The organism is Dyella sp. C9 (genome assembly GCF_003332825.1).
In the GTDB taxonomy this organism is placed as follows: Bacteria; Pseudomonadota; Gammaproteobacteria; order Xanthomonadales; family Rhodanobacteraceae; genus Dyella.
This window is the reverse complement of record NZ_QIRF01000004.1, coordinates 1-25,327: the sequence shown is the minus strand read 5'-3', so window position 1 is coordinate 25,327 and position 25,327 is coordinate 1. Positions and strand designations below refer to the sequence as shown.

Genomic DNA, 25,327 nt, shown 5'->3' with positions numbered 1-25,327 from the left:
CATAGCGGTGTCACCAGGGCAACGCGTCCAGATCCACGTTGCCACCGGTGAGGATCAAACCCACGCGCTGCCCCTTGAAACGCTCCGGCCGCTTCAGCACCGCCGCCAGCACCGTGGCACTGGATGTCTCCACCACCAGCTTGAGCTCGTTCCACAGCAGCCTCATCGCAGCGATCACTTCCTCGTCGCTCACCGTGGTCACTTCCACGCGATGCATGCGCAGCGCTTCGAAGTTGGCTTCGCCGATCAGCGTGCGCAGGCCATCGCAGATGGTATCGGGCACGAACGGCCCCACCCGCTGCCCCGCCGCCAGCGAACGCGCAGTGTCGTCGGCACCAAGCGGCTCCGCACCGTGCACCACGATGCGCGGCGACACGCCGTGTGCCGCGATGGCGGTGCCGGCGTTGAGCCCGCCGCCGCCCACCGGCGTGATGACGGCATCGAGTTCGCCGACCTGGTCGAGCAGTTCGAGCACGGCCGTGCCCTGGCCGGCCATGACGCGTCCGTCGGCATAGGGATGCACCAATTCAGCACCCGTCGCCGCACGCACCTCCTCTGCCTTGGCCTCGCGCGCGGCCTGGGTCGGCGCGCAGCGATGCAGGATCGCGCCTGCCCGTTCGATCGCCTCCACCTTGGTGCGCACTGCGCCATCGGGAACGATCACGTGCGCGGGAATGCCACGCGTGGCCGCGGCCAGCGCCAGTGCATTGCCATGGTTGCCGGAGGAGTGCGTGACCACGCCGCGCGCGGCCTGCGCATCGTCCAGCGACCACACCGCGTTGCAGGCGCCGCGGAACTTGAAGGCACCGCCGCGCTGCAGGTTCTCGCACTTGAAGTGCAGATCCGCGCCACTGAGCGCATTGAGGGCGGCGCTGCGCAGCACCGGGGTGCGCACGGCATACGGTGCGATGCGCGCAGCGGCCTCCTGCACCTGCGCAAAGGTCGGCGGCTGTACCGGATGGGACGACGTACTCATGCGCCTTCGATCTCCACGCCGCAGGCAAACACGCGCTCGGCGCCGGCGTCGAGCCGGATTGCCTGCGCGCAATCGGGACGATTGAACGCATCCGCCCAGCTTTCCATCGGCTCCAGCGCCACCGAACGACGCACATCGCGCGTCACCGTGTCGGCGGTGAAGGCGAGCATCACGCCGGCGTGCTGCCATACCGCGATCGCCAGCCCGCTCGCCGGGTCGCGCAGGCGCGTGCGCGCACGGCCGTCCGCATCGGCGCGAAGCTCGGCGAAGGCATGGTTGAGCGCGCGCGCGCCGATCGGTTGGGCCTGGCGGAAGTCCAGCCCGGGCTCCTGCGCCAGCGGTACGCGCGCCGCATCGCCACGCAGGGGAATGTAATCGGCGTCGGTACGCACCACGCTCTCGGCCGGAATCTGCAACTCCCAGCCATCGATGGCGCCATCGCCCAGGCGGAAGTACGGATGCCAGCCGAAGAAGCACGGCGCCGCGTGGCTACCCACGTTGCGCATGCGCGCCTCCACCGTGAGGCCGCGCGCGTCCAGCGCGTAGGTGACGTCAAGGTCGATGGCGAACGGGTAACCCGGATGCACGCCCGGCCGGATCGCATGGGTGCGGAAGGTCACCTGCGCCCTCTCGCCGTCGGCGGACAAGGCAACGACCTCGAATTCCACCCCGCGCACGAAACCATGCCGGGCGGCGCGCGAGGCGCCCTCCACGCCCGGCTGCAGGTCGTAGGGCTCGCCGTCGAACACATAGCGCGCGTCGTCGATGCGATTGGCGAACGGCACCATCACCGCAAAGCGCGAGCTGGGACGGGTGTCCAGTTCTCCGGCGTCGCGATAGCCATCGGCAATGTCCAGGCTGGCCGTACCCAGCGTCACCTCGAAGCCCAGCACGGTGGCGCCGCGCCGCGCGATCCGCACCCGGCGCCCCCGGCCCGGATCGGCCAGCACCACGATGTCGTGGCTGCCCAGCCGGCCGCGTTCTGCAAGAAACTGCACCATCGACTTGTCCTGCCTGGAAAGGACCGCATGTTAGCCTGATCGGTCCAACCAGCCCCACTGCTCTCCATGACGACTCGCAGCGACGCCTCTCCTACCCTGATCCGCCTCAGCGACTACCGCGCCCCCGCCTGGCGCGTTTCGCAGGTGGAGCTGACCTTCGACCTGGGCATCGACGCCACCGAAGTGACCTCGCGCCTGCAGCTGGCCGGTACCCCGCACCCGCATGAGCCACTGCGCCTGGACGGCGAGGGGCTGGAGCTGCTGTCGATCGCGCTGGATGGCCAGCCCGTGCCCGAAGGCGCCTGGCGCTACGCGGGCAACGTGCTGGAAGTGGACGGCGCCCGCGACGGCAGCGTGCTGGAGACCCGCGTGCGGCTCAATCCGGCCGCCAACACCGCGCTGGAAGGCCTGTACCTGTCCGGCCCGCGCCAGAGCGGCTTCCTGCTCACCCAGTGCGAGGCCGAGGGCTTTCGCCACATCACCTTCTTCCCCGACCGGCCGGACGTGCTGGCCAGCTATACGGTGACGCTGCGCGCCGACCGCGAGCGCTTTCCCGTGCTGCTGGCCGGCGGCAACCCGGATGGCCACGGCGAGCTGGACGACGGTCGCCACTGGGCCCGCTTCGTCGATCCACATCCCAAGCCCAGCTACCTGTTCGCCCTGGTGGCCGGACGCCTGCAGAAGATCGAACGCGACTACGTCACCGGCAGCGGCCGTGCAGTGAAGCTGGTGATCTGGGCCGAGCCCGATGCCATCGAGCGCTGCGCCTACGCGATGGACGCGCTGGAGCGCTCCATGCGCTGGGACGAGGACACCTACGGCCGCGAGTACGACCTGGACGTGTTCCACGTGGTCGCCACCCATGACTTCAACATGGGCGCGATGGAGAACAAGGGCCTCAACATCTTCAACGCCAAGTACCTGCTGGCCGATCCCGACTCCAGCACCGACGAGGAATACCGCGCGGTGGAAGCAGTGGTCGCGCATGAGTACTTCCACAACTGGAGCGGCAACCGCGTCACTTGCCGCGACTGGTTCCAGCTGTCGCTGAAGGAAGGCCTCACCGTGTTCCGCGAACAGCAGTTCTCGGCCGACATGAACTCGGCGCCGCTCAAGCGGATCGAGGACGTCGCGCTGCTGCGCCGCGCGCAGTTCCCCGAGGACGCCGGCCCGCTGGCGCACCCGGTACGTCCGGCGCAGTACAGCGAGATCAACAATTTCTACACCGCCACCGTCTACGAGAAAGGCTCGGAGCTGGTGCGCATGGTGGCCGGCCGGCTGGGACGCGACGGCTTCCGCCGCGGCATGGACCGCTACTTCGCGCGCAACGACGGCCGCGCCGCCACGCTGGAGGATTTTCTTGGCGACCTGGGCGAGGCCAACGGCATCGACCTCACGCCCTACCTGGCCTGGTACGCGCAGGCCGGCACGCCGCGGCTGGCCGCACGCGGCCACTACGACGCGGCGCATCGCAGCTACACGCTGACCCTGTCCCAGCACACGCCGCCCACGCCAAACCAGTCGCACAAGCAGCCGCTGCCGATACCGGTCAAGCTCGCCCTATTCGATCGCGACGGCCACATGATCCCACTGCACCTGGCGGGCGAGAGCGCGGCCGGCGCCGGCGCCACGGAGCGCGTGCTGGTGGTGGACCGCGCCGAGCAGTCGTTCGTGTTCCAGCAGGTGAATACCGCGCCGGTGCCCTCGCTGCTGCGCGGTTTCTCCGCACCGGTAATCCTTGAATGCGATTACGCGCCCGCCGACCTTGCGCTGCTGCTGCGCCACGACGTGGACGGCTTCAATCGCTGGGAAGCCGGCCAGCAGCTCGCCGCGCGCGCCTACGACAACCTGCGCGACGGCGACAGCGCGGATGCACTGGACGCCTGGTGCGATGCGCTGAATGCGCTGTTCGGCGAGACCACGCTGGATCCGGCCCTGCTCGCCGACCTGCTGACTCCGCCGGGCGAGATCGAGTTGGCCGAACGCGAGCGCCAGGTCGACCCCTCGCACGTGCATGCTCTGCGCCAGCAATTGCTGGAAAGTCTTGCGCTACGCATCGGCCGCGAGTCCCTGCAGCAGCGCTACGACGCACTGGCGGCGCACACCAGCCTCAAGCTCGACGCCGCCGCGCAGGGCGAGCGACGCCTCAAGCGCCGCGTGCTGGAACTGCTGGCGCGCATCGATCCCTGGGCGGCCCATACGCTGGCCACCCTGCAGTACGACAACGCGCCCAGCATGACCGATCGCCTCGCTGCGTTGTCGGTGCTGGTCAGGGGCAACGCGCCGCAGGCGCGCGCCGCGCTGCTGCACTTCCGCGAGCGCTATGCCGACAATCCGCTCGCCATGGACAAGTGGTTCTCGGTGCAGGCGCAGCTGCCGGGCGAATTCGTGCTCGAGCGCGTGCGCGCGCTGGAAACCGACCCGGCCTTCACCCTGAAGAACCCCAATCGGGTCAACGCGCTGTTCGGTGCATGGGCCCGCGGCAATCCCGATGGCTTCCATCGTGTCGATGGCAGCAGCTACCAGCTGCTGGCCGAACGACTCCAGCAACTGGACGCGCTTAACCCGCAGGTGTCGGCCCGACTGGCCACGGCCTTCAACGGATGGCAGCGCCTCGAGCCGGTGCGCCATGCCGCCGCGCGCGCAGCGATCGCCTCGCTGGCCGCACAGCCCGGGCTTTCGCGCAATCTCACCGAGATCGTGCAGAGCATGCTGCACGGGTAAGCGGCCTCATGAAGAAAGCGCCCGAGTGCGACCCGTCTTCGACGGGGCACCCGGGCGTAATGTCATCAACGGGAGGCGGGCGGCCGGCGGCTTGTGTTCCGGCACGCCCGTAACGCACATGCTTCACACCTGAATCTGCCAGGACGTCTGGACGTCCAGACGCCCAACCACACCCTCTATCGTCACACTTCGAGTCGCTGCAGCTCGTCGCGCAAACGGCTCATGCGCGACAGAAGACGCGGACGCAAGCTCTGACGCTCCTTTTCGCTGCGGTCCTCGAGGTGTTCCATGGCCATTTCGACACGGCCAAGCTCGATCAGCAGATCGTGATGCTGATAGACCGGTTGGAAATCGATACTCAATTCCATGACGTGAGTCCCCCAGTACGGTTGCCTTGGCTGGCTTGTCTTGGGAAGCAACGCCCGTGCCAGCAATGTGACGGGAATCACACTCGATAAGTGCGTGCATCACGGATTGACGCTGTACGTCACGAGGTGCCAAGACTCGGCACAAACAGGCGTTTTAGTCACTTCACGTTCACGCGGCAGGCGTAAATATCCGTTCCAAGACAAGCAGCTCCGGCTGCTGCCAGACGGCGAAATTCCCGGTTTCTGGCGCCCGGCAACACGGTCATCCTGGATTCCCCCTGTTCCTGAGACCGCCGGGCGCCAGATCTTAAATCTGGCCCAGGAAGCAGCCACCGGCGCTCCAGGCCCAAAAAAAACGACGGCGCCCCAAGGGGCGCCGTCTTGCTTCCTCTCCCGGCACGCAATCGAACCCCTGTCGTTCGATCTCGGCGCGCGTTATCGCGCAGCTTCTGCCCGTGAAAGTGCAGGATAGGGAAAGCAGGAAGCGTGCCAAGCCTGGCGATACCCGCTGGCGTTACCATTAGCGTCGTTTTTGGTCCATTCCTGCGCTTCCAGGGCAGTCACGTCATGTTTCATCCCACTCCATACGACGTCATCGTGATCGGCGGCGGCCATGCAGGCACCGAGGCGGCGCTCTCCGCGGCCCGTACCGGCGCGCGTACCCTGCTGCTCAGCCACAACATCGAGACGATCGGCCAGATGAGCTGCAATCCAGCCATCGGCGGCATCGGCAAGGGCCACCTCGTGAAGGAAATCGATGCCCTGGGTGGCGCGATGGCCCATGCCGCGGACCTCGCAGGCATCCAATGGCGCACGCTCAACGCCTCCAAGGGCCCCGCCGTGCGCGCCACGCGCTGCCAGGCCGACCGCGTCCTCTACAAGGCCGCGATCCGCCGGATGGTGGAGACCCAGCCGAACCTGGAGCTGTTCCAGCAGGCCGTGGACGACCTGATCCTTGAGGGCGGGCGCGTCACCGGCGTGGTGACCCAGATGGGCCTGAAGTTCCATGCCCGCTCGGTGGTGCTGACGGCCGGCACCTTCCTGGCGGGCAAGATCCACATCGGCCCCGCGCAGTACGCCGGCGGCCGTGCCGGCGATCCGCCGGCCAGCACGCTGGCCCAGAAGCTGCGCGAACTGCCGGTGGCCGCCGCCCGCCTGAAGACCGGCACGCCGCCGCGCATCGACCTGCGCAGCATCGACTTCACCGGCCTGGAAGAGCAGCCCGGCGACGATCCGGCCCCGGTGTTCTCCTACCTGGGCTCGCGCGCGGAGCATCCGCGCCAGGTCAGCTGCTGGATCACCCACACCAGCGAGCACACCCATGAGCTGATCCGTGGCGCGCTGGATCGCTCGCCTCTGTACAGCGGCCAGATCGAAGGCATCGGCCCGCGCTACTGCCCCTCGATCGAAGACAAGGTGGTGCGCTTCGCCGAGAAGAACTCGCACCAGATCTTCATCGAGCCCGAAGGCCTGGACACCTTCGAGATCTATCCCAACGGCATCTCCACCTCGCTGCCCTACGACGTGCAGCTGGCCCTGGTGCGTTCGATCAAGGGCTTCGAGCACGCGCACATCACGCGGCCGGGTTATGCGATCGAGTACGACTATTTCGATCCGCGCGGGCTGCACCCCTGGCTGGAGACCAAGGGCATTCCCGGCCTGTACTTCGCCGGCCAGATCAATGGCACCACCGGCTACGAGGAGGCGGGCGCCCAAGGCCTCATCGCCGGCCTCAACGCCGCGCTGGCGGTGAAGGGCGAGGCGCCGTGGTATCCACGCCGCGACGAGGCCTACATCGGCGTGCTGATCGATGACCTCACCAGCAACGGCACCATCGAGCCCTACCGCATGTTCACCTCGCGCGCGGAGTACCGGCTGCACCTGCGCGAGGACAACGCCGATCTGCGGCTCACCGAGACCGGTCATCGACTGGGCGTGGTGCCGCAGGCGCGCTTCGATGCGCTGCGCGCCAAGCGCGACGCGGTGGAGCGTGAGACGCAACGCCTTGGCGCGATCTGGGCAGCGCCCGCCAATGCCCTGGGTGCGAAGCTCGCGTGCCAGCTCGGCATCACGCTGAGCCGCGAGACCAACGCATTGGACCTGCTGCGCCGACCCGAGCTGGATTACGCCAGCCTGACGTCCGTGGAAGGCATCGGTCCGGCCGTCGGCGACGAGGACGTGGCGGCGCAGGTCGAAGTGCAAACCAAATACGCAGGTTATCTCGACCGCCAGCGCGAGGAGATCGACCGCCAGCGCCGTCACGAGCAGACCGCGATTCCTTCCGGTTTCGACTACGACAAGGTACGCGGCCTGTCGGCCGAAGTGCTGCTCAAGCTCAAGCGCGCACTGCCGGAAACGATCGGGCAGGCCTCGCGCATCAGTGGCGTGACGCCGGCCGCGATTTCACTGTTGCTGGTACACCTCAAGCGCCGCGATGCGGCCTGAATGAGCGGCGCTGCACCGGCCACCGAAGGCCACGCGCGCATGGCATGATGGCGGGCGCAAAGATCATCTCGGAGCACATCATGGAAGTCTGGATCGGACGGGACGGCGAGCGACACGGCCCCTATAAGGAAGTGGACGTACGCCAGTGGCTGCGCAGTGGCCAGGTGAGCCCCGACGACCTAGGCTGGTACGAAGGCCTGTCGGACTGGCAGCCGCTCTCCAGCCTGTTTCCCGATGAGCTCCAACGCGACGCAGGCAGCTTCGTGCCCCCGCTGCCCCAGGCAGCGACCGCCACTGCCACCGCCGCGGCGCGCGTGGACTACGCGAGCTTCTGGCAACGCTTCGGTGCATGGGTGATCGACCTGTGCGTGCTGATGGTGCCGTCCACCATCGCGTTCTATCTGCTCGGTGGCTGGGAGGCCTACGAGCACATGCGCGTGCAGCTGGCGAGCAACCCCGATGTCAGCACCGCGATCCGCGATTACGCAGACGCCACCCAAGGCCCCAACATCGCCGTGACGGTGATCGGCTTTCTCTACTACACGCTGTTCGAGGCCTCGCGCTGGCAAGCCACGCCGGGCAAGCTCGCACTGCGCCTGCGCGTCACCGATCTCGATGGCCGCGGCCTGTCGCTGGGTCGCGCGGCACTGCGCAATGCGGTACGCCTGTTCAACATGCTCACCGGCCTGATCCCGTTCGTCTGCTACATCGCGGTGGCCTGGACGGAGCGCAAACAGGGACTTCACGACCTGATGGCGCGCACGCTGGTGGTCAATGGCCGCGTGGACGATGGCGCGCCGGTGAATCCAGACACCGACCGCGGCCACGGATCGTTCAACGCCTGACGCATGCGAAGTGCGCGATGCCTGCGCGCTTTACTTCGTGATTCGCGCAGGCATCACCAGCAGCTGAGACGCTCTTGCCGCATGAGAGCGTACTCCTGATTACATCGTGGGGACGCGACGTTCACACCACGCTTGCATGCGTGCACACGCAATGCGAACGCATAGTTGGCCACGACGCTCCACGCGATGCACGCGCCTCGCGCACGATTGCTCCCGCATCACGCGTGCCAATGCAAGCGTTATGACCTATGGCGGATGCGCGGCGCCGGTAATGAGTGCAAGCTTGCTCGTGCAGGGGGCCGCGCACCTGGCATGGTCATGGCCCAGACACACGCAGACAGTGGTTGGATCTATCACTGCGGCGACATCGTGGTCGAGCCCCGCGCGCATCGCCTCGAACGCGCAGGCGTGGCGCTTTCGGTGGAACCAAAGGCGTACGCCGTGCTGGTGGTGCTGCTGCAGCAGGCCGGCGAAGTGGTCGCCAAGGACGAGCTGCTCGACGCAGCCTGGGGCCATCGCCACGTCACGCCCGGCGTACTGACCCGCGCGATCTCGCAGTTGCGCCATTCGCTGGGCGACTGTGCGGGAGATCCCCGTTACATCGCCACCGTCCACAGCCTTGGCTACCGCTTCATCGGTGAGGTGCGCCGCATCCCCGCGGCGTCCATGCCGGAGGTGGCCGCCAACGATCCCGCGCAGCCGCATCCGGAGATCAAGCCAACCGCCGGCACGCGACGCCGCGAGCATGCACCGCCGCTGCAGTGGCTGGCTGCGGCAATCACCCTGGTGGTGCTGGTGGCGGTGCTGGCCGTGGTGAGCCTGTGGCATCCTCCGCGAGGCTCCCTGTCCTCGCCTCGCCTGTCACCACGCCCCGCGCTGGTGCTGATGCCCTTTGCGCACAGCATGGACCAACGCAGCCTGCAACCCCGCCATTGGCCGCATCACCATCGCGTCGCCACCGGCTACCCCGATGACCCCGATGCACAGCCGCCTGAGCTGCGTGCAACCGGCTATCTGTCGCTGCGGCCAGAACAGGCTCCCGCCGCGCGCGGGTGAGTGCGGGGAACGACTTGCTATCATCGGCAGCCCGGCGCGCGTTCGCGCGTGCCGTCTTGTCGAACGCACAGGAATCGTTTCAGTACCATGCTCAGCATCGAACAACGTATTGCCCAGGACATCGCCGCCAAGCCGGAACAGGTCCACGCCGCGGTGGACCTGCTCGACGGCGGTGCCACCGTGCCGTTCATCGCGCGCTACCGCAAGGAAGCCACCGGCGGCCTCGACGACACCCAGCTGCGCCTGCTGGAAGAGCGCCTGCGATACCTGCGCGAGCTGGAGGAACGGCGCAGCGCCATCCTCGCGAGCATCGAGGAACAGGGCAAGATGACCGATGCGCTCAAGGGCGACATCCTCAGCGCCGACACCAAGGCCCGCCTCGAAGACCTGTACCTGCCCTACAAGCCCAAGCGCCGCACCAAGGCGCAGATCGCCCGCGAAGCCGGCCTCGAGCCGCTGGCCACCACGCTGCGCGACGACCCGACGCAATCACCCGACGCCCTCGCCGCATCCTTCGTCGACGCCGAGAAGGGCGTGGCCGACGTGCGCGCCGCGCTCGACGGCGCCCGCGCGATCCTGATGGAAAGCATCGCCGAGGATGCCGGCCTGCTCGGCGAGCTGCGCGACTGGCTGTGGGACAAGGGCCAGATCCGCGCCAAGGTGGTCGAAGGCAAGGAAAACGAGGGTGCGAAATTCCGCGACTATTTCGACCATGTCGAACCCATCGGCAAGATCCCCTCGCATCGCCTGCTCGCGCTGATGCGCGCGCGCAACGAGGGCGTGATCGAACTGGAACTGGCGCCGAACGTGGATGCCGAGCAAGGCCACCTGGAAGGCGAGGGCCGCGTGGCCTCACGCGCCGGCATCCTCGATCGCGGCCGCCCGGCCGATGCATGGCTGCGCGAAACCGTGCGCCTCACCTGGCGCGTGAAGCTGCACCTGCACCTCACGCTGGACCTGTTCGGCCGCGTGCGCGAAGGCGCCGAGGACGAAGCGATCCGCGTGTTCGGCGACAACCTCAAGGACCTCATGCTCGCCGCGCCCGCCGGCGCCAAGACGGTGATGGGCCTGGACCCGGGCATCCGCACCGGCGTGAAGGTAGCGGTGGTCGACGCCACCGGCAAGCTGCTCGCCACCGACACCATCTACCCGCATGAGCCGCGCAGGCAATGGAACGAATCGCTGGTGCAGCTGGCCAAGCTGTGCAAGCAGCATGGCGTTGACCTCATTGCCATCGGCAACGGCACCGCGTCGCGTGAAACGGACAAGCTCGCCGGCGAGCTGATCAAGAAGCTCACCGACGCCAAGCTGTCCAAGGTGGTGGTGAGCGAGGCCGGCGCCTCGGTGTATTCGGCTTCCGAAACCGCCGCCAAGGAATTCCCCGACCTCGACGTGAGCCTGCGCGGCGCCGTGTCGATCGCACGCCGCCTGCAGGATCCGCTGGCCGAGCTGGTGAAGATCGAGCCGAAGGCGATCGGCGTAGGCCAGTACCAGCACGACGTGAACCAGGTGAAGCTGGCGCGCGCGCTCGACGCCAAGGTCGAGGACTGCGTGAACGCGGTGGGCGTGGACGTGAACACCGCGTCGGCCGCACTGCTCTCGCGCGTGGCCGGCCTCAGCGCCAGCGTCGCCGAGAACGTGGTGAAGCACCGCGACGCCAACGGCCCGTTCGCCAACCGCAAGGCACTGCTGAAGGTGCCGCGCCTGGGCGACAAGGCATTCGAACAGTGCGCGGGCTTCCTGCGCGTGCCCAACGGCGACAACCCGCTCGATGCCAGCGCCGTGCATCCGGAAGCCTACCCGGTGGTCGAGCGCATCATCGCCCAGTGCGGCCGCGAAGTGCGCTCGATCATCGGCGACACCAGCTTCCTGCGCAGCCTCAAGGCCGAGCAGTTCACCGACTCGACCTTCGGCGTGCCGACCGTGCGCGACATCCTCAAGGAGCTGGAGAAGCCCGGCCGCGACCCGCGTCCGGAGTTCGTCGCGCCGAGCTTCGCCGAAGGCGTGGAAGACCTGAAGGACCTGCGCCCCGGCATGGTGCTGGAAGGTCGCGTGACCAACGTGGCCGCGTTCGGCGCCTTCGTCGACATCGGCGTGCATCAGGACGGCCTGGTCCACGTCTCGGCGCTTTCGCACACCTTCGTGAAGGACCCGCGCGATGCGGTGAAGGCCGGCGACATCGTCAAGGTGAAGGTGATGGAGGTCGACCTGCCGCGCCAGCGCATCGGCCTGTCCATGCGCCTGGACGACGAACCCGGCCAGCAGGCCCGAGGCGGCCGCCCGGCAGGCGGCAACGACGCCCCCAAGGGTGGTCCGCGTGACAACCGCGGCCCGCGCCCGGGCGGCGGAGCTCCCAAGCCGACCCCGACCCCGGCCAACAGCGCTTTTGCCGACGCCCTGTCCCGGGCCATGAAGCGCTAAGCCCCGCCTGACTCGCGGAAGCGCCGGGGAGGCGCTTTCGCGGGTTTCCACGCCCCGCCGGGTGGCCCCGGCAAACCGCGATGCGGCGCAGCATGCGCTGACGTATGGGCATGCATTACCGTAACGCGGGAATAACAATGACCCCTCGGTCCAGGAGCGTTACCGACATGCCCCGTACTCGCCTTATCGCCGGCGCGATTACCGCCGCCCTGATCTTCAGCTCGTCCGCCATGGCTTCGAGCTCCCAGTTCAACAGCGTCATCGTGTTCGGCGACAGCCTCAGCGATGCCGGCAATATCTCGCTTGCGACGAACCCGTCGGTCCAGCCGCCGCTCAAGTTCACCACCAACCCGGGTTCGGTGACCGTGCAGAACGTGGCCAGCTACTATGGCTATAACCTGACCGCCTCGCTGGCCGGCGGTACCGACTACGCCTGGGGCGGCGCCGGCCTGCTGAACAACTCGCCGGGCACGCCGTCCGCCGTGCCGACCATCACCACCCAGATCAATGCCTACCTTGCTGCCGGCAAGGTCGACAGCAAGGCCCTGTACTCCATCTGGGGCGGCGGCAACGACATCTTCTATGCGGCCACCGCCGCGGGCGCGGGTGCCACTGCAGAAACCTTGATCCAGCAGAACGTGGCCGCGCAGATCGCCGCCCTCCAGCAGGCCGGTTATTCGGCCAGCCAGATCGCCGCGCTGACCCCTACCATCACCCAGCAGGTCACCACCGCCGTCACCCAGCAGGTGCTGGCGGCGGCGGGCGTATCGGGCTTCATGACCTCTGACCAGGCCCAGGCCTCCATCGTCGCCGCCGCCCAGCAGGAAGTGAAGCTGATCGGCCAGCTGCAGGCCGCCGGCGTGAAGAACATCCTGGTGTTCAACCTGCCCAACATGGGCCTGATCCCCGACGCCCTCGAGGAAGGCACCACCGCAGCCACCGCACTGACGGGCCTCAGCCAGATCTTCAACGGCCAGCTCAATGCCGGCCTCGCGCAGTTGGGCAAGGGCATCGTTCCAGTCAACATCTACAGCCTGTTCAACGAAGTGATTGCCAACCCCGGCGCTTACGGCTTCACCAACGTGACCGCCCCGGCCTGCGGCGTGGGCGCCAGTTCGCTGGAGTGCGGCCCAGCCGGTTCGGGCCTACCGTACACGTATGCAGCTGGCACCAACCAGACCTACCTGTTCGCCGACGGCGTGCATCCGACCACCGGCGCCGACGTGATGCTCGGCCAGTACGTGGTGTCCATCCTCAACGCGCCGGGTTACGCCTCGCTGCTGGCCGAAGCCCCGCTGGCCTCGATCCAGGCGCAGAACCGCGCAATCCGCAACCAGATGCTTGCCGATAACCAGGGCAGCGATACCCGCGTGTTCGCCAACATCGATTACGGCGACCAGCGCTTCGATGGCTCCAGCAGTTCGCCGCGCACCTCCAGCGACAACGTCAACCTGACCTTCGGTGCCGACGTGCGCTTCAACGAGAACGTGTCGGGCGGCGTGGCCATGAACATCGGCCAGCACAATGCCGACTACTCCGGTGGCGGCGGCTACAAGCTGCAGGATGTTTCCGGCCTGGGTTACCTGACCTACTCGCAGGGCGGCGGTTACATCGGCGGCTACGTCGACTTTGGCCAGGACAACTTCTCCAACATCCAGCGCGACATCCAGCTCGGCTCCATGCTGCGCCAGGAGACCGCCAAGGCCGACGGCAACCACGTCGGTGGCGGCGTCACCGGCGGCTGGTGGTTCGATGTGTCCAGCCTGCGCACCGGTCCGTTCGCCACGGTCGAATGGCAGTCGGTCAAGGTCAACGGCTACAGCGAGTCCAGCAGCGACAGCACCTCGATGTGGTTCGGCAACCAGCAGCGCGACTCGCAGGTGTCCACCCTCGGCTGGCGCCTGGAAGGCCACTGGCAGGCCGGCAACACCATGCTGCAGCCGTATGCGGAAATCGCCTGGAACTACGACAGCAAGGCGGATCAGCGCTACATCACGGCGGGCCTCACCGGCATGCCGGGCTCGTTCGAAATGGCCGGTTTCCAGCCGGACAAGAACTGGGGTACCGCCGATATCGGCCTCAGCGCGCAGTTCAGCAAGGCGCTCACCGGCTGGGTCGGGTATAGCGGCCACTTCAGCGACGACAGCCAGAAGTACAACAGCATCAACCTCGGCATGAAGTACGCCTTCTAAGGCAGCCCTTCGGCAGCTTCATCCGGCAAAGGCCGTCCGTGCAAACGGACGGCCTTTTGCTTGGCGGGGAGGCCGGGGCAGCAGCAACGACAGCACCCTCGGTCGCATGCGCCCCAGGGGCATTTCGCGAACGCAGCCAACAAAAAAGCCGCCCGCGGATGCGGACGGCTTTTCGTGTCTTGCCTTGACCGGCTCGGGCGGGGGGCTTACTTGCCCTTGCCACCCGTAGCCAGGTTGAGGATGCTCTCGGCCTGCTTCTGCAGGCTGGCAGCCTCGTCGTCGCCCAGCGGGCTGGTCTTGCCGTTGGAGTCTTCCGTCTTCAGCACCAGCGAACCGTCCTGTGCCCAGGCCGCACGCTCGGTCGAGGTCGGCTTGGCATCCTTGCTGGACTTCTTCTGCTGCACGACCACCCACGGCTTGCCGTCCTTGTAGGCGTAATCGGTGCTGGTGAAGCCCTTGTCGCCGTAGTCGACCTGCTCACGGATGAACTTCACTTCGCCCGCTTCACGGAACACCTGCCAGCCGCGCGAGACCTTGTCGTCGAGCTTGGTGCCGTTGCTGATCTTCATGCCGCCGATCTGCTTCTGCACGGCGGTGAAGGCAGCGAACTCCTTTTCGCCAGCGGTCTGCTCGGCCACCAGCTGGATGCTCACCTGGGTCGGCGCGCCCTTGGTCAGCACCTGGGTCTGCAGCGGCGGCGTGTAGTGACGGTCGCCGTCGACCAGATCAGCCTTCAGCACGTACAGGCCGGCCGGGTTCACGTCCGCCGGATTGAACGGCAGCTCGAACGACAACGGGAAGGTATTGGCCGAGTCCACCGTCTTGGTGGCGAGCGGCGTGGCGTCCTGGGCCGACACATCGACCAGGGTCAGCACGAGCTTTGCCGCGGGCGAAACCTGCTGGCTGGCGTCGCGCAGGGTGATCGAACCGGTAATGGCATTGGCCTTGGCCGGCGTACCCGTGGAGGCGGGAGTTTCACCGCCCTGCGTGGCGTTCTGGGAGGAATCGGAAGAATTGCCGCAACCGGCGAGAGCCAGTGCCGCAACCGACATCAGCGACCAAACCAACCTGCGCATGGAAAAACCTCTATCGACTGTCAGGGCTTAGCGCGAGAACCATCAGGCGCCCAACACGCCACGACTCTACACGGGGGAAGTTCTCAGAATAGCCCAAAGGTCAGGGCTTGTAAAAGTTCGCTCCATGCGCCGGCGTATGCCTGCACAGGGAAAAGACCCAATCGCCGCCATGACTTACGACGCGGCCAAGGCCGGGGAATCGCCTCGCCGAACCCTCGTTTCCCTTGCGAACGATCCCGCAAGAGTCGCATTAACACATCGTAATGTTGTGAATCACCGATTCGCAGCACACTGCGCTTCGCCGGTTCTGGCGCAAGCCAGACGCCAGCTGCCCGAAAGCCCATCCGAATGCCGCCGCCGAACCCTGCGGAGGTGTGGCCTCCGGACGCGTTTCGTAAGATTATTGAAGGGTATCTTGCGGTACATAGGAGGCGCCGATCAGCTCGGAAATTCCCCGGGGCGGATGGCGCCAGGCTGTATGTGACTGGTTACAAAGGCTTGTAGGGTTTACCTACCTGTCTGGGAGCTGAACGAACCATGGAAACGGTGGTTACCAATCAGGGGCCGTTGCGTTCTTGAAGTCGGCAGAAGTTGCTCCACGGGGCAGCGAAATCCGAAAAACTTGCGAAACCTGTGGAAGATAGTGCGGTAGTCAAGGTCAATTCACGCTTGCCTCACGCTCAGAAAGCCAATTTCCGGTTCACGCTCATCACAACTTGTCGCCATCCGCCAGGAAACTGCGATGAACATGCAAAAAATTTCGACCAATGAGCCAACCAGCACCTTTGCGGACCGCATCAAGGTGCTCATCCAGCGTGTGGGCAGCGTCACCGAAATCGCCCGCATGTGCGGTTTTTCTGAAGGCGTGGTGCGCAGCTGGCGCGATGGCAACACCGATCCTTCCCGCGCGCGTTGCGTGACCCTGGCCAAGACCCTGGGCATCTCGCTGGTGTGGCTGGTCGCTGGCGAAGGCCAGATCCAGACGGCCGACGCCATCGCTTCGGGCGAAGAGCTGCCGAACGCCGAAGCTTCGGCCAACCGGCACCGCACCAAGCTGCGTACGGCCGCTGACACGCTGCACGCCAGCGGCTTGGCCATGGATCCGCACCGCCTCAACACGGCGCTGCGCATCCTGCAGTCCGAGCTCGATCTTGCCGAGAGCCGCCTGACCCTGGCCGACAACGCCGACATGCTGGCCGATCTCTACGAGATCCTCGGCCCGGGCGGCACCGACGTCGACGCCACCGCCATGGTCGCCTTCAACCAGCGCCTGCACGAGCGCGTGAAGCGCGGGCGCCAGGTCGCCGTCGCCTGATCACGAAGGCGTTGCCCCAGGCATAAAAAAACGGCAGCCCCAGGGCTGCCGTTTTTTGTAGGCGGCACCCGCGCGCTCAGAGGCGGGCGATGTCCGCAATCGCGCCGAACTGCGCCTTGAGCTGGCCCAGCAAGGCCAAGCGGTTGGCGCGCACGGCCGGGTTGTCGGCATTGACCAGCACACCATCGAAGAACGCATCGACGGGCGCCTGCAACTGGGCCAGGCGGGTCAGCACGGCGGCATAGTCGCCTGCCTGCAGCGGCACACGGGTGTCGGCCAGTGCGCTGTCCAGCGCCGCGGCGAGCGCACGCTCGGCGTCGGCCTCGAAGTGGGACGGATCCACCGTGGTGCCCACCGGGGCGGCACCGGCCTCCTCGGCCTGCTTGCGCAGGATGTTGGCCACGCGCTTGTTGGCCGCGGCGAGGCTCAATGCCTCCGGGCGTCGACCGAACTCAGCCACCGCACGCAGGCGCCGGTCGAAGTCGACCAGCGTCGTCGGCGCCACGGCCAGCACCGCTTCGAACTGCTCGCCGGTGAAACCCTGGTCGGCATAGTAGCCACGCAGGCGCTCCATCACGAAGTCGTACAGCTCATCAACCAGCGCCGCACGCCGCTTGCCGGCGTCGAGTGCCGGTGCCTTGCCGTCCTTGCCCGGCTTGAGGCCCGCAGCCAGCGCAGCTTCGGGCAACAGTTCCAGCGCCTCGACGAAGCTGCCGCGCAGGTCCAGCTCCAGCCCGCCTTCGACCAGCGTGCGGGCCAGGCCCAGCGCCGCGCGACGCAGCGCAAACGGATCCTTGTTGCCGCTGGGCTTGAGGCCCACGGCGAAGATGCCCGCCAGCGTATCCAGGCGATCGGCCACCGCGAGCACGCGGCCCACAGCACCGCCTGCGATGGCGTCACCGGCGAAACGCGGCTGGTAGTAACTGTCCAGCGCGTCGGCCACCTCCTTCGCCTCGCCGTGGTGGGCGGCGTAGTAACGGCCCATCACGCCCTGCAGCTCGGGGAACTCGCCGACCATGCGGGTCAGCAGGTCACACTTGCTCAGCGCGGCGGCGCGAGTCGCCTCGCCGGCGTCCACGTCGACACGGTTGGCGATGATGCGGGCCAGCTCGGCCACGCGCACGCTCTTGTCCCACAGGCTGCCCAGCGACTGCTGGTAGGTGACGTTCTTCAGCTGGTCCTGGTAGCCGGACAGCGGGGTCTTGAGGTCTTCGTCCCAGAAGAACTTGGCGTCGGCGAAGCGCGGACGGATCACGCGCTCGTAGCCCTTGCGGATCTCGGCCGGGTCCTTGCTCTCGATATTGGCCACGCCGATGAAGTGCTCGGTGAGCTTGCCGTTGGCATCGAACACCGGCACGAACTTCTGGTTGGTCTCCATGGTGGTGACCAGTGCTTCGGGCGGCACGGCGAGGAACTCGCGGTCGAACTGGCAGGCGATCGCCACCGGCCATTCGGTGAGGTTGGCGATTTCGTCCAGCAGGGCGCCGTCCAGCTGCGGCACGCCGCCGGTCTGGGCACCCGCGCGGGCCACTTCGCTGCGCACCACCTGGCGACGCTCCAGCGGATCGGCCAGCACCTTGGCGGCGCGCATCGCGTCCAGCCAGCTGTCGGCGTCCACCACGTGCACCGGATGCGGGTGCATGAAGCGATGGCCACGCGATTTGCGGCCGCTGGCCAGGCCCAGCACGGTGCCGTCGATGATGTCGGCGCCGTGCAGGATCACCAGCCAGTGCGCCGGGCGCACGAAGGTGTAGTCATGGTCGCCCCAGCGCATCGGCTTGGGGATCGGCAGGCCCTTGAGCGCCTCGTCCACGATCTCCGGCAGCAAGGCGGCCACCGGCTGGCCCGGCTTCACGGCACGGAACACGAACCACGCGCCCTTGTCGGTCTCGAGCTTTTCCAGCTGCTCCACGCTGACGCCGCACGACTGCGCGAAGCCCTGCAGCGCCTTGCCCGGCTGGCCGTTCGCGTCCAGCGCGGCGTTCACCGCGGGACCGCGACGCTCGATGCTCTGCTCCGGCTGGTTCACCGCCACGCCCGGGATATGGACGGCCAAACGACGCGGCGACGCATAGCGCACTGCCTGGTCCAGCGAAGCTTCCACGCCACGCTTGGCCAGCCCGTCGCACACGCCGCGCAGGAACGCCTGCGAAAGTTCATCCAGCGCCTTGGGCGGCAGCTCTTCGGTACCCAGTTCGATCAACAGCGGCTTGGTGGCGGCGCTCATGCAGCCTGCTCCTTGAGGTTCTTCTTCAGGCCCGGGAAACCGAGCTTCTCGCGTTGCGCCACATAGGTCTCAGCCACGGCACGTGCCAGCGTGCGCACGCGCAGGATGTAGCGCTGGCGCTCGGTCACGCTGATCGCGCGGCGCGCATCGAGCAGGTTGAAGGTGTGGCTGGCCTTCATCACCTGCTCGTAGGCAGGCAACGGCAGGTTGGCGGCGATCAGCTTGTTGGCTTCGCCCTCGCACACGTCGAACCAGCGCAGCAGCTCCGGCACGTTGGCGTGCTCGAAGTTGTAGGTGCTCTGCTCCACCTCGTTCTGGTGGAACACGTCGCCATAGGTGACCTTGCCGTGCGGGCCTTCGGTCCACACCAGGTCGTAGACGTTGTCCACGTTCTGCAGGTACATCGCCAGGCGCTCGAGGCCGTAGGTGATCTCACCGGTCACGGGACGGCACTCCAGGCCACCGGCCTGCTGGAAGTAGGTGAATTGTGTTACTTCCATGCCGTTGAGCCACACCTCCCAGCCCAGGCCCCAGGCGCCCAGCGTGGGCGATTCCCAGTTGTCCTCGACGAAGCGCAGATCGTGCACCAGCGGGTCCAGGCCCAGTTCCTTCAGCGAACCGATGTACAGGTCCAGGATGTTGTCCGGGTTGGGCTTCATCACCACCTGGTACTGGTAGTAATGCTGCAGGCGATTCGGGTTTTCGCCGTAGCGGCCGTCGGTGGGACGGCGCGAAGGCTGCACATAGGCCGCCGACCAGGGCTCGGGACCGAGCGAACGCAGGAAGGTGGCGGGGTGGAAGGTGCCGGCGCCGACCTCGGTGTCGAGGGGCTGCAGCAAGACACAACCCTGGGCCGCCCAGTAGCGGTTGAGGGTCTGGATCACATCCTGGAAGGTGCGCGCGGACATGGCTTCCCGTGGGCTTCAATAAAGCGGGTTAGTATAGCCGGGACCGCTTTCGCCGCTGGATTTTCGGCGAAAACCCACCGGAGAGATCGCCACATGGCCGCTTCACCGCAAACCGTGTCGTTGCTGGGCCGTCGCAGCCGGCTGGCGCTGGACGAGGTCCTCGCTACCCTGGTGGTCGACGGCTACCTGCTGGCGGAAGACGCCAAGCAGGTCCGCATGGGCAACCGCAGCGGGCGCGCCACGGTGGAACTGCACCCGCTGGTGCTGGTGGCCAACGCCAAGCTGCCCAACCAGCGCGAACCGGGCCGCCCGCTGAGCCTCGAGGCGCTGACCGAATGGCTGGCCCGGCATGCCCAGCTGCCGTATCTCAAGATCGACCCGATGAAGATCAACGCGGCAGCGGTGACCCAGGTGGTCAGCCGTGCGTATGCCGAGCGCCACCGCATCCTGCCGGTGGCGGCGGCGGCGGGCGAGGTCACCTTTGCCACCTGCGAGCCGTTCGACCAGGCCTGGGCCGCGGACCTAGCCCACATGATCCGCCGCGACGTGAAGCGCGTGGTGTCCAATCCGCTGGACATCAACCGCTACCTGATCGAGTTCTACGGCGTGCAGCGCTCGATCCAACTGGCGCAGGACGCCAAGGGCACGGGCTACGACTCCTCCGCGATCCTCAACTTCGAGCAGTTGGTGGAACTGGGCAAGGCAGGCGAAGTCGGCGCCGACGACCGCCATGTCGTGCACATCGTCGACTGGCTGCTGCAGTACGCCTTCGAGCAACGCGCCTCGGACATCCACCTGGAGCCACGCCGCGAAGCCGGACAGCTGCGCTTTCGCATCGATGGCGTGATGCACAAGGTATTCGAGCTGCCGCCGCCGGTGATGACCGCGGTGACCGCGCGCATCAAGATCCTCTCGCGCATGGACGTGGCCGAGAAGCGGCGCCCGCAAGACGGCCGCATCAAGACGCGCTCGGCCAGCGGACGCGAGGTGGAACTGCGTATCTCCACCATGCCCACGGCGTTCGGCGAAAAGGTGGTGATGCGCATCTTCGACCCGGATATCGTCGCCAAGGATTTCTCGCAGCTGGGCTTCTCCGCCGTGGAAACCGAAGTGTGGCGCTCGATGGTGGAGCGCCCACATGGCATCGTGCTGGTCACCGGCCCGACCGGTTCGGGCAAGACCACCACGCTGTACTCCACGCTCAAGCACCTGGCCACCCCCGAGCTCAACGTGTGCACGGTGGAAGACCCGATCGAAATGGTCAGTGGCGAGTTCAACCAGATGCAGGTACAGGCATCGATCGACCTGGACTTCGCCACGGGCGTGCGCACCCTGCTGCGCCAGGACCCGGACATCATCATGGTCGGCGAAATCCGCGACCTGGAGACCGCGCAGATGGCGGTGCAGGCTTCGCTGACCGGCCATCTGGTGCTGTCCACCCTGCATACCAACGACGCGCCCAGCGCGGTCACCCGCCTGCTCGACCTCGGCGTGCCGCACTACCTGATCCAGTCCACCCTCACCGGGGTGGTGGCGCAGCGACTGGTGCGCACGCTGTGCCCGCACTGCAAGCAGGAAACCACGCAGGATCCGCATGAATGGACCGCGCTCACCCACGGCTGGCAGTTGCCGCTGCCGGACAAGGTCTACAAGCCGCTCGGTTGCCTGGAATGCCGCAATACCGGCTTCATGGGACGTACCGGCGTGTACGAAATGATGCAGCTGTCGCCCCGACTGCGCGGACTGATCTCGGCCCAGCTCGACCTGGGCCACTTCGGCCACGCGGCATTGGCCGAAGGCATGCGGCCGCTGCGCATTTCCGCCGCCGAACAGGTCGCCCGTGGTCTTACCACCGTGCAGGAAGTGCTGACCGTGATACCGCCGATCGAACACGGTTCAGCGTGATTGCGCATCATCTGTCCCACCCCAAGCCGTACCTATTCACCGCATGAAACCCGTCCTGATCATCCGTACCGGCCGCGCCCCTGAACCGCTCCGCGCGCGCCATGGCGACTTCCCGCATTGGTTCCGCCTCGGCGCCAAACTGGCCCCCGAGCGGGTCCGCGTGGTGGACGTGGCCGCGGACGAGGCGCTGCCTCCGCCGAGCGAGGTCGCCGGCGCACTCATTACCGGCTCCGCCGCCATGGTCACCGAGCGCGCGCCCTGGAGCGAACGCACCGCAGGCTGGATACGTGATGCGATGGACGCCGAACTGCCGCTGTTTGGCGTGTGCTATGGCCATCAGTTGATGGCGCACGCGCTGGGCGGCCGCGTGGACTACCTGCCGGGTGGACGCGAAATCGGCACAGTCTCGATCGACCTGCTGGATGCCGCCAGGCACGATCCGCTGGCCAGCCAGCTGCCTTCGCAATTCCGCGCCCACGCCACGCACGAACAGAGCGTTCTGGAACTGCCCAAGGGGGCGACGGTGCTGGCCAGCTCCTCGCGCGACCCCAACCATCTGCTGCGTTACGGCGCCCATGCGATGAGCACGCAGTTCCATCCGGAATTCAACGCCGACGTGATGCGTGCCTACATCCGCCGCAAGCACCACGACATGCGGCGCGAAGGCTTCGATCCGCACCACACCTGGCAGCAGGTCGCCCCCACCCCGTTGGCAAGGCGGTTGTTCCGCCAGTTCTCCCGCCACCACGGCCTCGCCGCGGGGTGATCTGCCCGTCATCGTGACGGACTAGAATCGGGCCAGTGCCGCAGGCCGATGAGGCAGGGACACGCAAGGATGGACAAGCTACGTCCACACGTACACCGGGCCTCGGTGATGGCGATGCGCCTGGTCGACATCGCCGACACCATCGACCTTGCCGCTGTGGAATCACTGTGGGCGCGCCATGCCCGTACGCTGGCCGCGCGTGGCCGCCTGCTCAGCACCTCGCCCAAGGCCATGACATTTGGTGTCCCGCCGGTGGAGCTGATGCTCGAACCGCTGTCGATCGAGATCGGCGGCAGCGTCGTGCAGGCCGCGGCGATGGCACGGCTGTACGAATTCGGCGTGGCCGCACTCTCGATTCGAGTGCCCGCCGATGACCTTCCCTGGAATGACTTCAGCGCCCGCGTGAATGCGGTGGACGCGGCGCTGGGCATCGCTTCGGGCAGTCCGGTGTGGAGTACCCTGCTGCAGAAGATCATGGACATCATGCAGCCCGCGCTGCGCCGCCCCAGCACCGAGCCACTACACGAGGACTACTTGCTTGGCCTGGTGCAGTCCCTGGAGGGCGTGGGCAATACCGCACGGTTGCACGACGAGCTCGACCTGGTTCCCCTGCTGGCAGGCGAGACACGGCCGCTGTCCGAGCAGGCGCGGCAGGAGCTCCTGCGGCAGCGGTTCTCCTACTACACCGACGACCTGGCCGTGCTTACCTGGGACCGTGCCTTCATCTTCGAGCCACGTGACGAATCGGACGTGGTGGACATCCTGGAAGTGGCCAACGCACAGCTGCTGGAAATGCGCTACTACGACGAGCTGCTCGATGCCGAGTTGCCGCGCATGTACGACCTGGTGGAAGCCACGCACAACGTGGCCAATCCGTTTGCGGCGCGTCGCTACGCCGACCTGGCGCGCCATCTCTACACCTTGGTGGCCGAGGTCACCGAGATCACCGAGAAAGTGGACAACGCACTGCAGGTCACCGAGGACGTCTATCTGGCGCGCGTGTATGCCTCGGCGCTGGAGCTGTTCCGCGTGCCCCACGTGAGCAAGGCCGTCGACCGCAAGTTGTCGATCATCCGCGACAGCTATTCAGCGCTCTACGAAGAGGCCTCGAGCAAGCGCGGCGAGCTGATGGAGCTGGCCATCATCGTGTTGATCGCAGTGGAAATCGTGATCGCCGTGATCCGCCACGTGTAGCCGCGTTCAGCGGCCACGCGGCGGCATCGGAAAGGGCGTGATCTTCTGGCCATCGCTGGCATCGCGGATGACCAGCGCACCCTTGCTCTCCACCTCTTCGATGCGCACCACCGACTGCATGGGCAGGTGCAGCACCCGTGTGTCCTTGAACTCGTCGCGCAGGCGTTCCTCGGTGGGATCCACCAGCAGGCCTTCGCCCGCCGGCTCGAACACCAGTTCACCCACTTCGGTGAAACCCCACAGGTTGCTGGAGGCGACATGGCGGGCATAGAGCTCGTAGCACTTGCCCAGGTGCAGGAAGGTGACCTTGTAGAGTTTCTTGGTGCGCATGGACCTATTTTAGCCGCGCAGGCGCCGGGCGATGTCGTCGCGCGAGAACAGCGCGAAGACCACGCCGAACAGGAAGCCGGCGATGTGGGTCCACCACACCACCGCGCCATAGCTCGCGCCGGCATAGCTGAAAAGCAGCTGCAGCAACACCCAGATGCCAATCAACAGGAAGGCCGGCATGCGCACGAATTCCAGGTACAGGCCCAAGGGCAGCACCAGGCCGAGGCGGGCCCGTGGGAACAGCGCGATGTAGGTGCCCAGCACCGCTGATACGGCGCCGCTGCAACCGATGATTGGGGAACGCACGCCAGCGAGTGACAGCGCACCGACCAGGTTGGCGAACATGCCGCCCAACACGAACAGCAAGAGGAAGCGCAGCGAACCCAATGCACGCTCGGCAGGTATGCCGAAGATCACCAGGAACAACAGGTTACCGAGCAGATGCAGCCAGGCCAGATGGATGAACAGCGCCGTGAAAAGGCGCAGCAGGGCCGGGTCGTGCAGCTGCGGCAGCAGCGGAGCCTTGGCGTCGAAGATGTTGGCCGGCACCGTGCCCCATTCCAGCCACATCGACATGCGCTGCGGCGCGGGCAACAAGGCCAGCCAGACGAAACTGATCACGCAGACGACCACCAGCAACACCGTGGCCCATTGAACGTGCTGGCGACGACGCGTTTCGACATGGACAAACACGGTTTGGCGCTCCATAGGGTCCCGGCCGATCAGCCTTGCATGATAGGCGATTGACCCGTCGGGCAACCAAACCGAGAGGCGGTCGTTGGGGTAGGCCGACCGGCACGAAGCGCGTGGCTTGAAGCCTGTCGCACACCGGGTGTGCTGCCAGCGTGTGGTTCGCGGTGTAGGAGCGCCGCCGGTGCGCGCCCCGCGGCAGCGACGGGGCCTGGGTGTTTTTGGATCGCGCAAAGACAAACGCCTTCCCGGGTGGGAAGGCGTTTGAGGGATAAAGCCCCTGGCGGTGACCTACTCTTGCATGAGGATTCACACTACCATCGGCGCAGCTGCGTTTCACTTCCGAGTTCGGGATGGGATCGGGTGGGACCACAGCGCTATAGCCGCCAGGGAAAGGGTAGAAGTAGCGCTCGAAAGCGCCGGCTTCAAACTTTGAAGAGTCCAGCCATGGATGGCTGGTTTTTACTCTTCCGCGAGACGGATCTCGCGTTGGATAAAGGGTAAACGAGTGACAAGCGTCTGGTGAAATTCTTTTCGAGATGCTCGTTGAGACGAGTTGTCTCTAGCGAAGCGTCTTGGGGTTATATGGTCAAGCCTCACGGCTCATTAGTACGCGTAAGCTCAATGCATTGCTGCACTTCCACACCGCGCCTATCAACCACCTAGTCTTGATGGTGCCTTAAGGAGACTCGAAGTCTCGGGAGATCTCATCTTGAGGCGCGCTTCCCGCTTAGATGCTTTCAGCGGTTATCGCTTCCGTTCGTAGCTACCGGGCAATGCCATGGGCATGACAACCCGAACACCAGCGGAACGTCCACTCCGGTCCTCTCGTACTAGGAGCAGCCCCTCTCAAATCTCCAACGCCCACGACAGATAGGGACCGAACTG

The 25,327-nt window shown here is 66.5% G+C and carries 18 protein-coding genes and 2 rRNA genes; 10 read left to right on the top strand and 10 right to left on the bottom strand.

The window, feature by feature from the left end; all coding sequences use genetic code 11:
* Positions 1-10: 10 nt before the first annotated feature.
* Complete coding sequence (locus tag DVU99_RS07025) at positions 11-976, bottom strand: pyridoxal-phosphate dependent enzyme (RefSeq protein ID WP_114239509.1); 966 nt, start codon at positions 974-976, stop codon at positions 11-13.
* Positions 973-1,977, bottom strand: coding sequence for an aldose 1-epimerase (locus DVU99_RS07020; RefSeq protein ID WP_114239508.1), 1,005 nt, complete (start codon positions 1,975-1,977; stop codon positions 973-975). The genes DVU99_RS07025 and DVU99_RS07020 overlap by 4 nt, the downstream gene beginning before the upstream one ends.
* 66 nt (positions 1,978-2,043) lie before the next feature.
* Between DVU99_RS07020 and pepN the strand changes: the two genes are divergently transcribed.
* A complete protein-coding gene (gene pepN / locus DVU99_RS07015) occupies positions 2,044-4,701 on the top strand; it encodes an aminopeptidase N (RefSeq protein ID WP_114239507.1) in 2,658 nt (885 codons plus the stop codon).
* 182 nt (positions 4,702-4,883) lie between these two features.
* Here pepN and DVU99_RS07010 read toward each other — a convergent pair whose 3' ends face one another.
* Positions 4,884-5,069, bottom strand: a complete 186-nt coding sequence (locus DVU99_RS07010) for a hypothetical protein (RefSeq protein ID WP_114239506.1) — start codon at positions 5,067-5,069, stop codon at positions 4,884-4,886.
* A gap of 567 nt (positions 5,070-5,636) precedes the next feature.
* On the opposite strand from DVU99_RS07010, the gene mnmG reads away from it, so the two are divergent.
* From mnmG to DVU99_RS06985, 5 genes are all read left to right on the top strand, one after another.
* Entirely contained in the window at positions 5,637-7,514 is a 1,878-nt protein-coding gene (gene mnmG / locus DVU99_RS07005) for a tRNA uridine-5-carboxymethylaminomethyl(34) synthesis enzyme MnmG (RefSeq protein WP_114239505.1), read from the top strand.
* An 80-nt stretch (positions 7,515-7,594) separates the two neighbouring features.
* Complete coding sequence (locus DVU99_RS07000) at positions 7,595-8,359, top strand: RDD family protein (RefSeq protein WP_114239747.1); 765 nt, start codon at positions 7,595-7,597, stop codon at positions 8,357-8,359.
* A 318-nt stretch (positions 8,360-8,677) separates the two neighbouring features.
* A complete protein-coding gene (locus DVU99_RS06995; RefSeq protein WP_157971371.1) occupies positions 8,678-9,415 on the top strand; it encodes a transcriptional regulator in 738 nt (245 codons plus the stop codon).
* 87 nt (positions 9,416-9,502) lie between these two features.
* The gene (locus tag DVU99_RS06990) at positions 9,503-11,836 is read left to right on the top strand and encodes a Tex family protein (protein WP_114239503.1); all 2,334 of its coding nucleotides are present in this window, start codon (positions 9,503-9,505) and stop codon (positions 11,834-11,836) included.
* A gap of 167 nt (positions 11,837-12,003) precedes the next feature.
* On the top strand, positions 12,004-14,028 hold the full coding sequence (locus tag DVU99_RS06985; RefSeq protein WP_114239502.1) for an autotransporter domain-containing protein: 2,025 nt from the start codon (positions 12,004-12,006) through the stop codon (positions 14,026-14,028).
* Positions 14,029-14,234: 206 nt separating this feature from the next.
* Here DVU99_RS06985 and DVU99_RS06980 read toward each other — a convergent pair whose 3' ends face one another.
* Positions 14,235-15,104, bottom strand: a complete 870-nt coding sequence (locus DVU99_RS06980; RefSeq protein WP_114239501.1) for a YbaY family lipoprotein — start codon at positions 15,102-15,104, stop codon at positions 14,235-14,237.
* A gap of 742 nt (positions 15,105-15,846) precedes the next feature.
* Here DVU99_RS06980 and DVU99_RS06975 point away from each other — a divergent pair.
* On the top strand, positions 15,847-16,419 hold the full coding sequence (locus tag DVU99_RS06975) for a helix-turn-helix transcriptional regulator (RefSeq protein ID WP_114239500.1): 573 nt from the start codon (positions 15,847-15,849) through the stop codon (positions 16,417-16,419).
* A 76-nt stretch (positions 16,420-16,495) separates the two neighbouring features.
* On the opposite strand, the gene glyS is transcribed toward DVU99_RS06975, so the two are convergent.
* The gene (gene glyS, locus DVU99_RS06970; RefSeq protein WP_114239499.1) at positions 16,496-18,646 is read right to left on the bottom strand and encodes a glycine--tRNA ligase subunit beta; all 2,151 of its coding nucleotides are present in this window, start codon (positions 18,644-18,646) and stop codon (positions 16,496-16,498) included.
* On the bottom strand, positions 18,643-19,554 hold the full coding sequence (gene glyQ / locus DVU99_RS06965; protein WP_114239498.1) for a glycine--tRNA ligase subunit alpha: 912 nt from the start codon (positions 19,552-19,554) through the stop codon (positions 18,643-18,645). The genes glyS and glyQ overlap by 4 nt, the downstream gene beginning before the upstream one ends.
* A gap of 93 nt (positions 19,555-19,647) precedes the next feature.
* Between glyQ and DVU99_RS06960 the strand changes: the two genes are divergently transcribed.
* The 3 genes from DVU99_RS06960 (at position 19,648) to DVU99_RS06950 (ending at position 23,419) form a co-directional block, all read left to right on the top strand.
* Positions 19,648-21,459, top strand: coding sequence for a GspE/PulE family protein (locus DVU99_RS06960; RefSeq protein ID WP_114239497.1), 1,812 nt, complete (start codon positions 19,648-19,650; stop codon positions 21,457-21,459).
* A gap of 43 nt (positions 21,460-21,502) precedes the next feature.
* Complete coding sequence (locus tag DVU99_RS06955) at positions 21,503-22,225, top strand: glutamine amidotransferase (RefSeq protein ID WP_114239496.1); 723 nt, start codon at positions 21,503-21,505, stop codon at positions 22,223-22,225.
* 69 nt (positions 22,226-22,294) lie between these two features.
* Positions 22,295-23,419 (top strand): hypothetical protein, encoded by a 1,125-nt coding sequence (locus tag DVU99_RS06950; RefSeq protein WP_232823495.1) that lies wholly within the window; start codon positions 22,295-22,297, stop codon positions 23,417-23,419.
* 6 nt (positions 23,420-23,425) lie between these two features.
* Here the strand turns inward: DVU99_RS06950 and DVU99_RS06945 are convergent, their stop codons facing one another.
* The 4 genes from DVU99_RS06945 to DVU99_RS06930 form a co-directional block, all read right to left on the bottom strand.
* On the bottom strand, positions 23,426-23,749 hold the full coding sequence (locus tag DVU99_RS06945; protein WP_114239495.1) for a DUF1820 family protein: 324 nt from the start codon (positions 23,747-23,749) through the stop codon (positions 23,426-23,428).
* A 9-nt stretch (positions 23,750-23,758) separates the two neighbouring features.
* The gene (locus DVU99_RS06940) at positions 23,759-24,442 is read right to left on the bottom strand and encodes a rhomboid family intramembrane serine protease (protein ID WP_114239745.1); all 684 of its coding nucleotides are present in this window, start codon (positions 24,440-24,442) and stop codon (positions 23,759-23,761) included.
* Positions 24,443-24,717: 275 nt separating this feature from the next.
* A 5S ribosomal RNA gene (gene rrf, locus DVU99_RS06935) occupies positions 24,718-24,830 on the bottom strand.
* 194 nt (positions 24,831-25,024) lie between these two features.
* Positions 25,025-25,327: ribosomal RNA gene (locus DVU99_RS06930) — 23S ribosomal RNA — on the bottom strand; the annotation flags it as partial.

Bases quoted from the DNA above. Each gene is read 5' to 3' on its own strand.
- DVU99_RS07020 (WP_114239508.1), bottom strand. From the start codon at position 1,977: ATGGTGCAGTTTCTTGCAGAACGCGGCCGGCTGGGCAGCCACGACATC.
- DVU99_RS07010 (WP_114239506.1), bottom strand. From the start codon at position 5,069: ATGGAATTGAGTATCGATTTCCAACCGGTCTATCAGCATCACGATCTG.
- DVU99_RS06985 (WP_114239502.1), top strand. From the start codon at position 12,004: ATGCCCCGTACTCGCCTTATCGCCGGCGCGATTACCGCCGCCCTGATC.
- DVU99_RS06975 (WP_114239500.1), top strand. From the start codon at position 15,847: ATGAACATGCAAAAAATTTCGACCAATGAGCCAACCAGCACCTTTGCG.
- DVU99_RS06990 (WP_114239503.1), top strand. From the start codon at position 9,503: ATGCTCAGCATCGAACAACGTATTGCCCAGGACATCGCCGCCAAGCCG.
- DVU99_RS06955 (WP_114239496.1), top strand. From the start codon at position 21,503: ATGAAACCCGTCCTGATCATCCGTACCGGCCGCGCCCCTGAACCGCTC.
- DVU99_RS07000 (WP_114239747.1), top strand. From the start codon at position 7,595: ATGGAAGTCTGGATCGGACGGGACGGCGAGCGACACGGCCCCTATAAG.
- DVU99_RS06950 (WP_232823495.1), top strand. From the start codon at position 22,295: ATGGACAAGCTACGTCCACACGTACACCGGGCCTCGGTGATGGCGATG.
- DVU99_RS07025 (WP_114239509.1), bottom strand. From the start codon at position 976: ATGAGTACGTCGTCCCATCCGGTACAGCCGCCGACCTTTGCGCAGGTG.
- glyS (WP_114239499.1), bottom strand. From the start codon at position 18,646: ATGAGCGCCGCCACCAAGCCGCTGTTGATCGAACTGGGTACCGAAGAG.
- DVU99_RS06995 (WP_157971371.1), top strand. From the start codon at position 8,678: ATGGCCCAGACACACGCAGACAGTGGTTGGATCTATCACTGCGGCGAC.
- DVU99_RS06960 (WP_114239497.1), top strand. From the start codon at position 19,648: ATGGCCGCTTCACCGCAAACCGTGTCGTTGCTGGGCCGTCGCAGCCGG.
- pepN (WP_114239507.1), top strand. From the start codon at position 2,044: ATGACGACTCGCAGCGACGCCTCTCCTACCCTGATCCGCCTCAGCGAC.
- DVU99_RS06980 (WP_114239501.1), bottom strand. From the start codon at position 15,104: ATGCGCAGGTTGGTTTGGTCGCTGATGTCGGTTGCGGCACTGGCTCTC.
- glyQ (WP_114239498.1), bottom strand. From the start codon at position 19,554: ATGTCCGCGCGCACCTTCCAGGATGTGATCCAGACCCTCAACCGCTAC.
- DVU99_RS06945 (WP_114239495.1), bottom strand. From the start codon at position 23,749: ATGCGCACCAAGAAACTCTACAAGGTCACCTTCCTGCACCTGGGCAAG.
- mnmG (WP_114239505.1), top strand. From the start codon at position 5,637: ATGTTTCATCCCACTCCATACGACGTCATCGTGATCGGCGGCGGCCAT.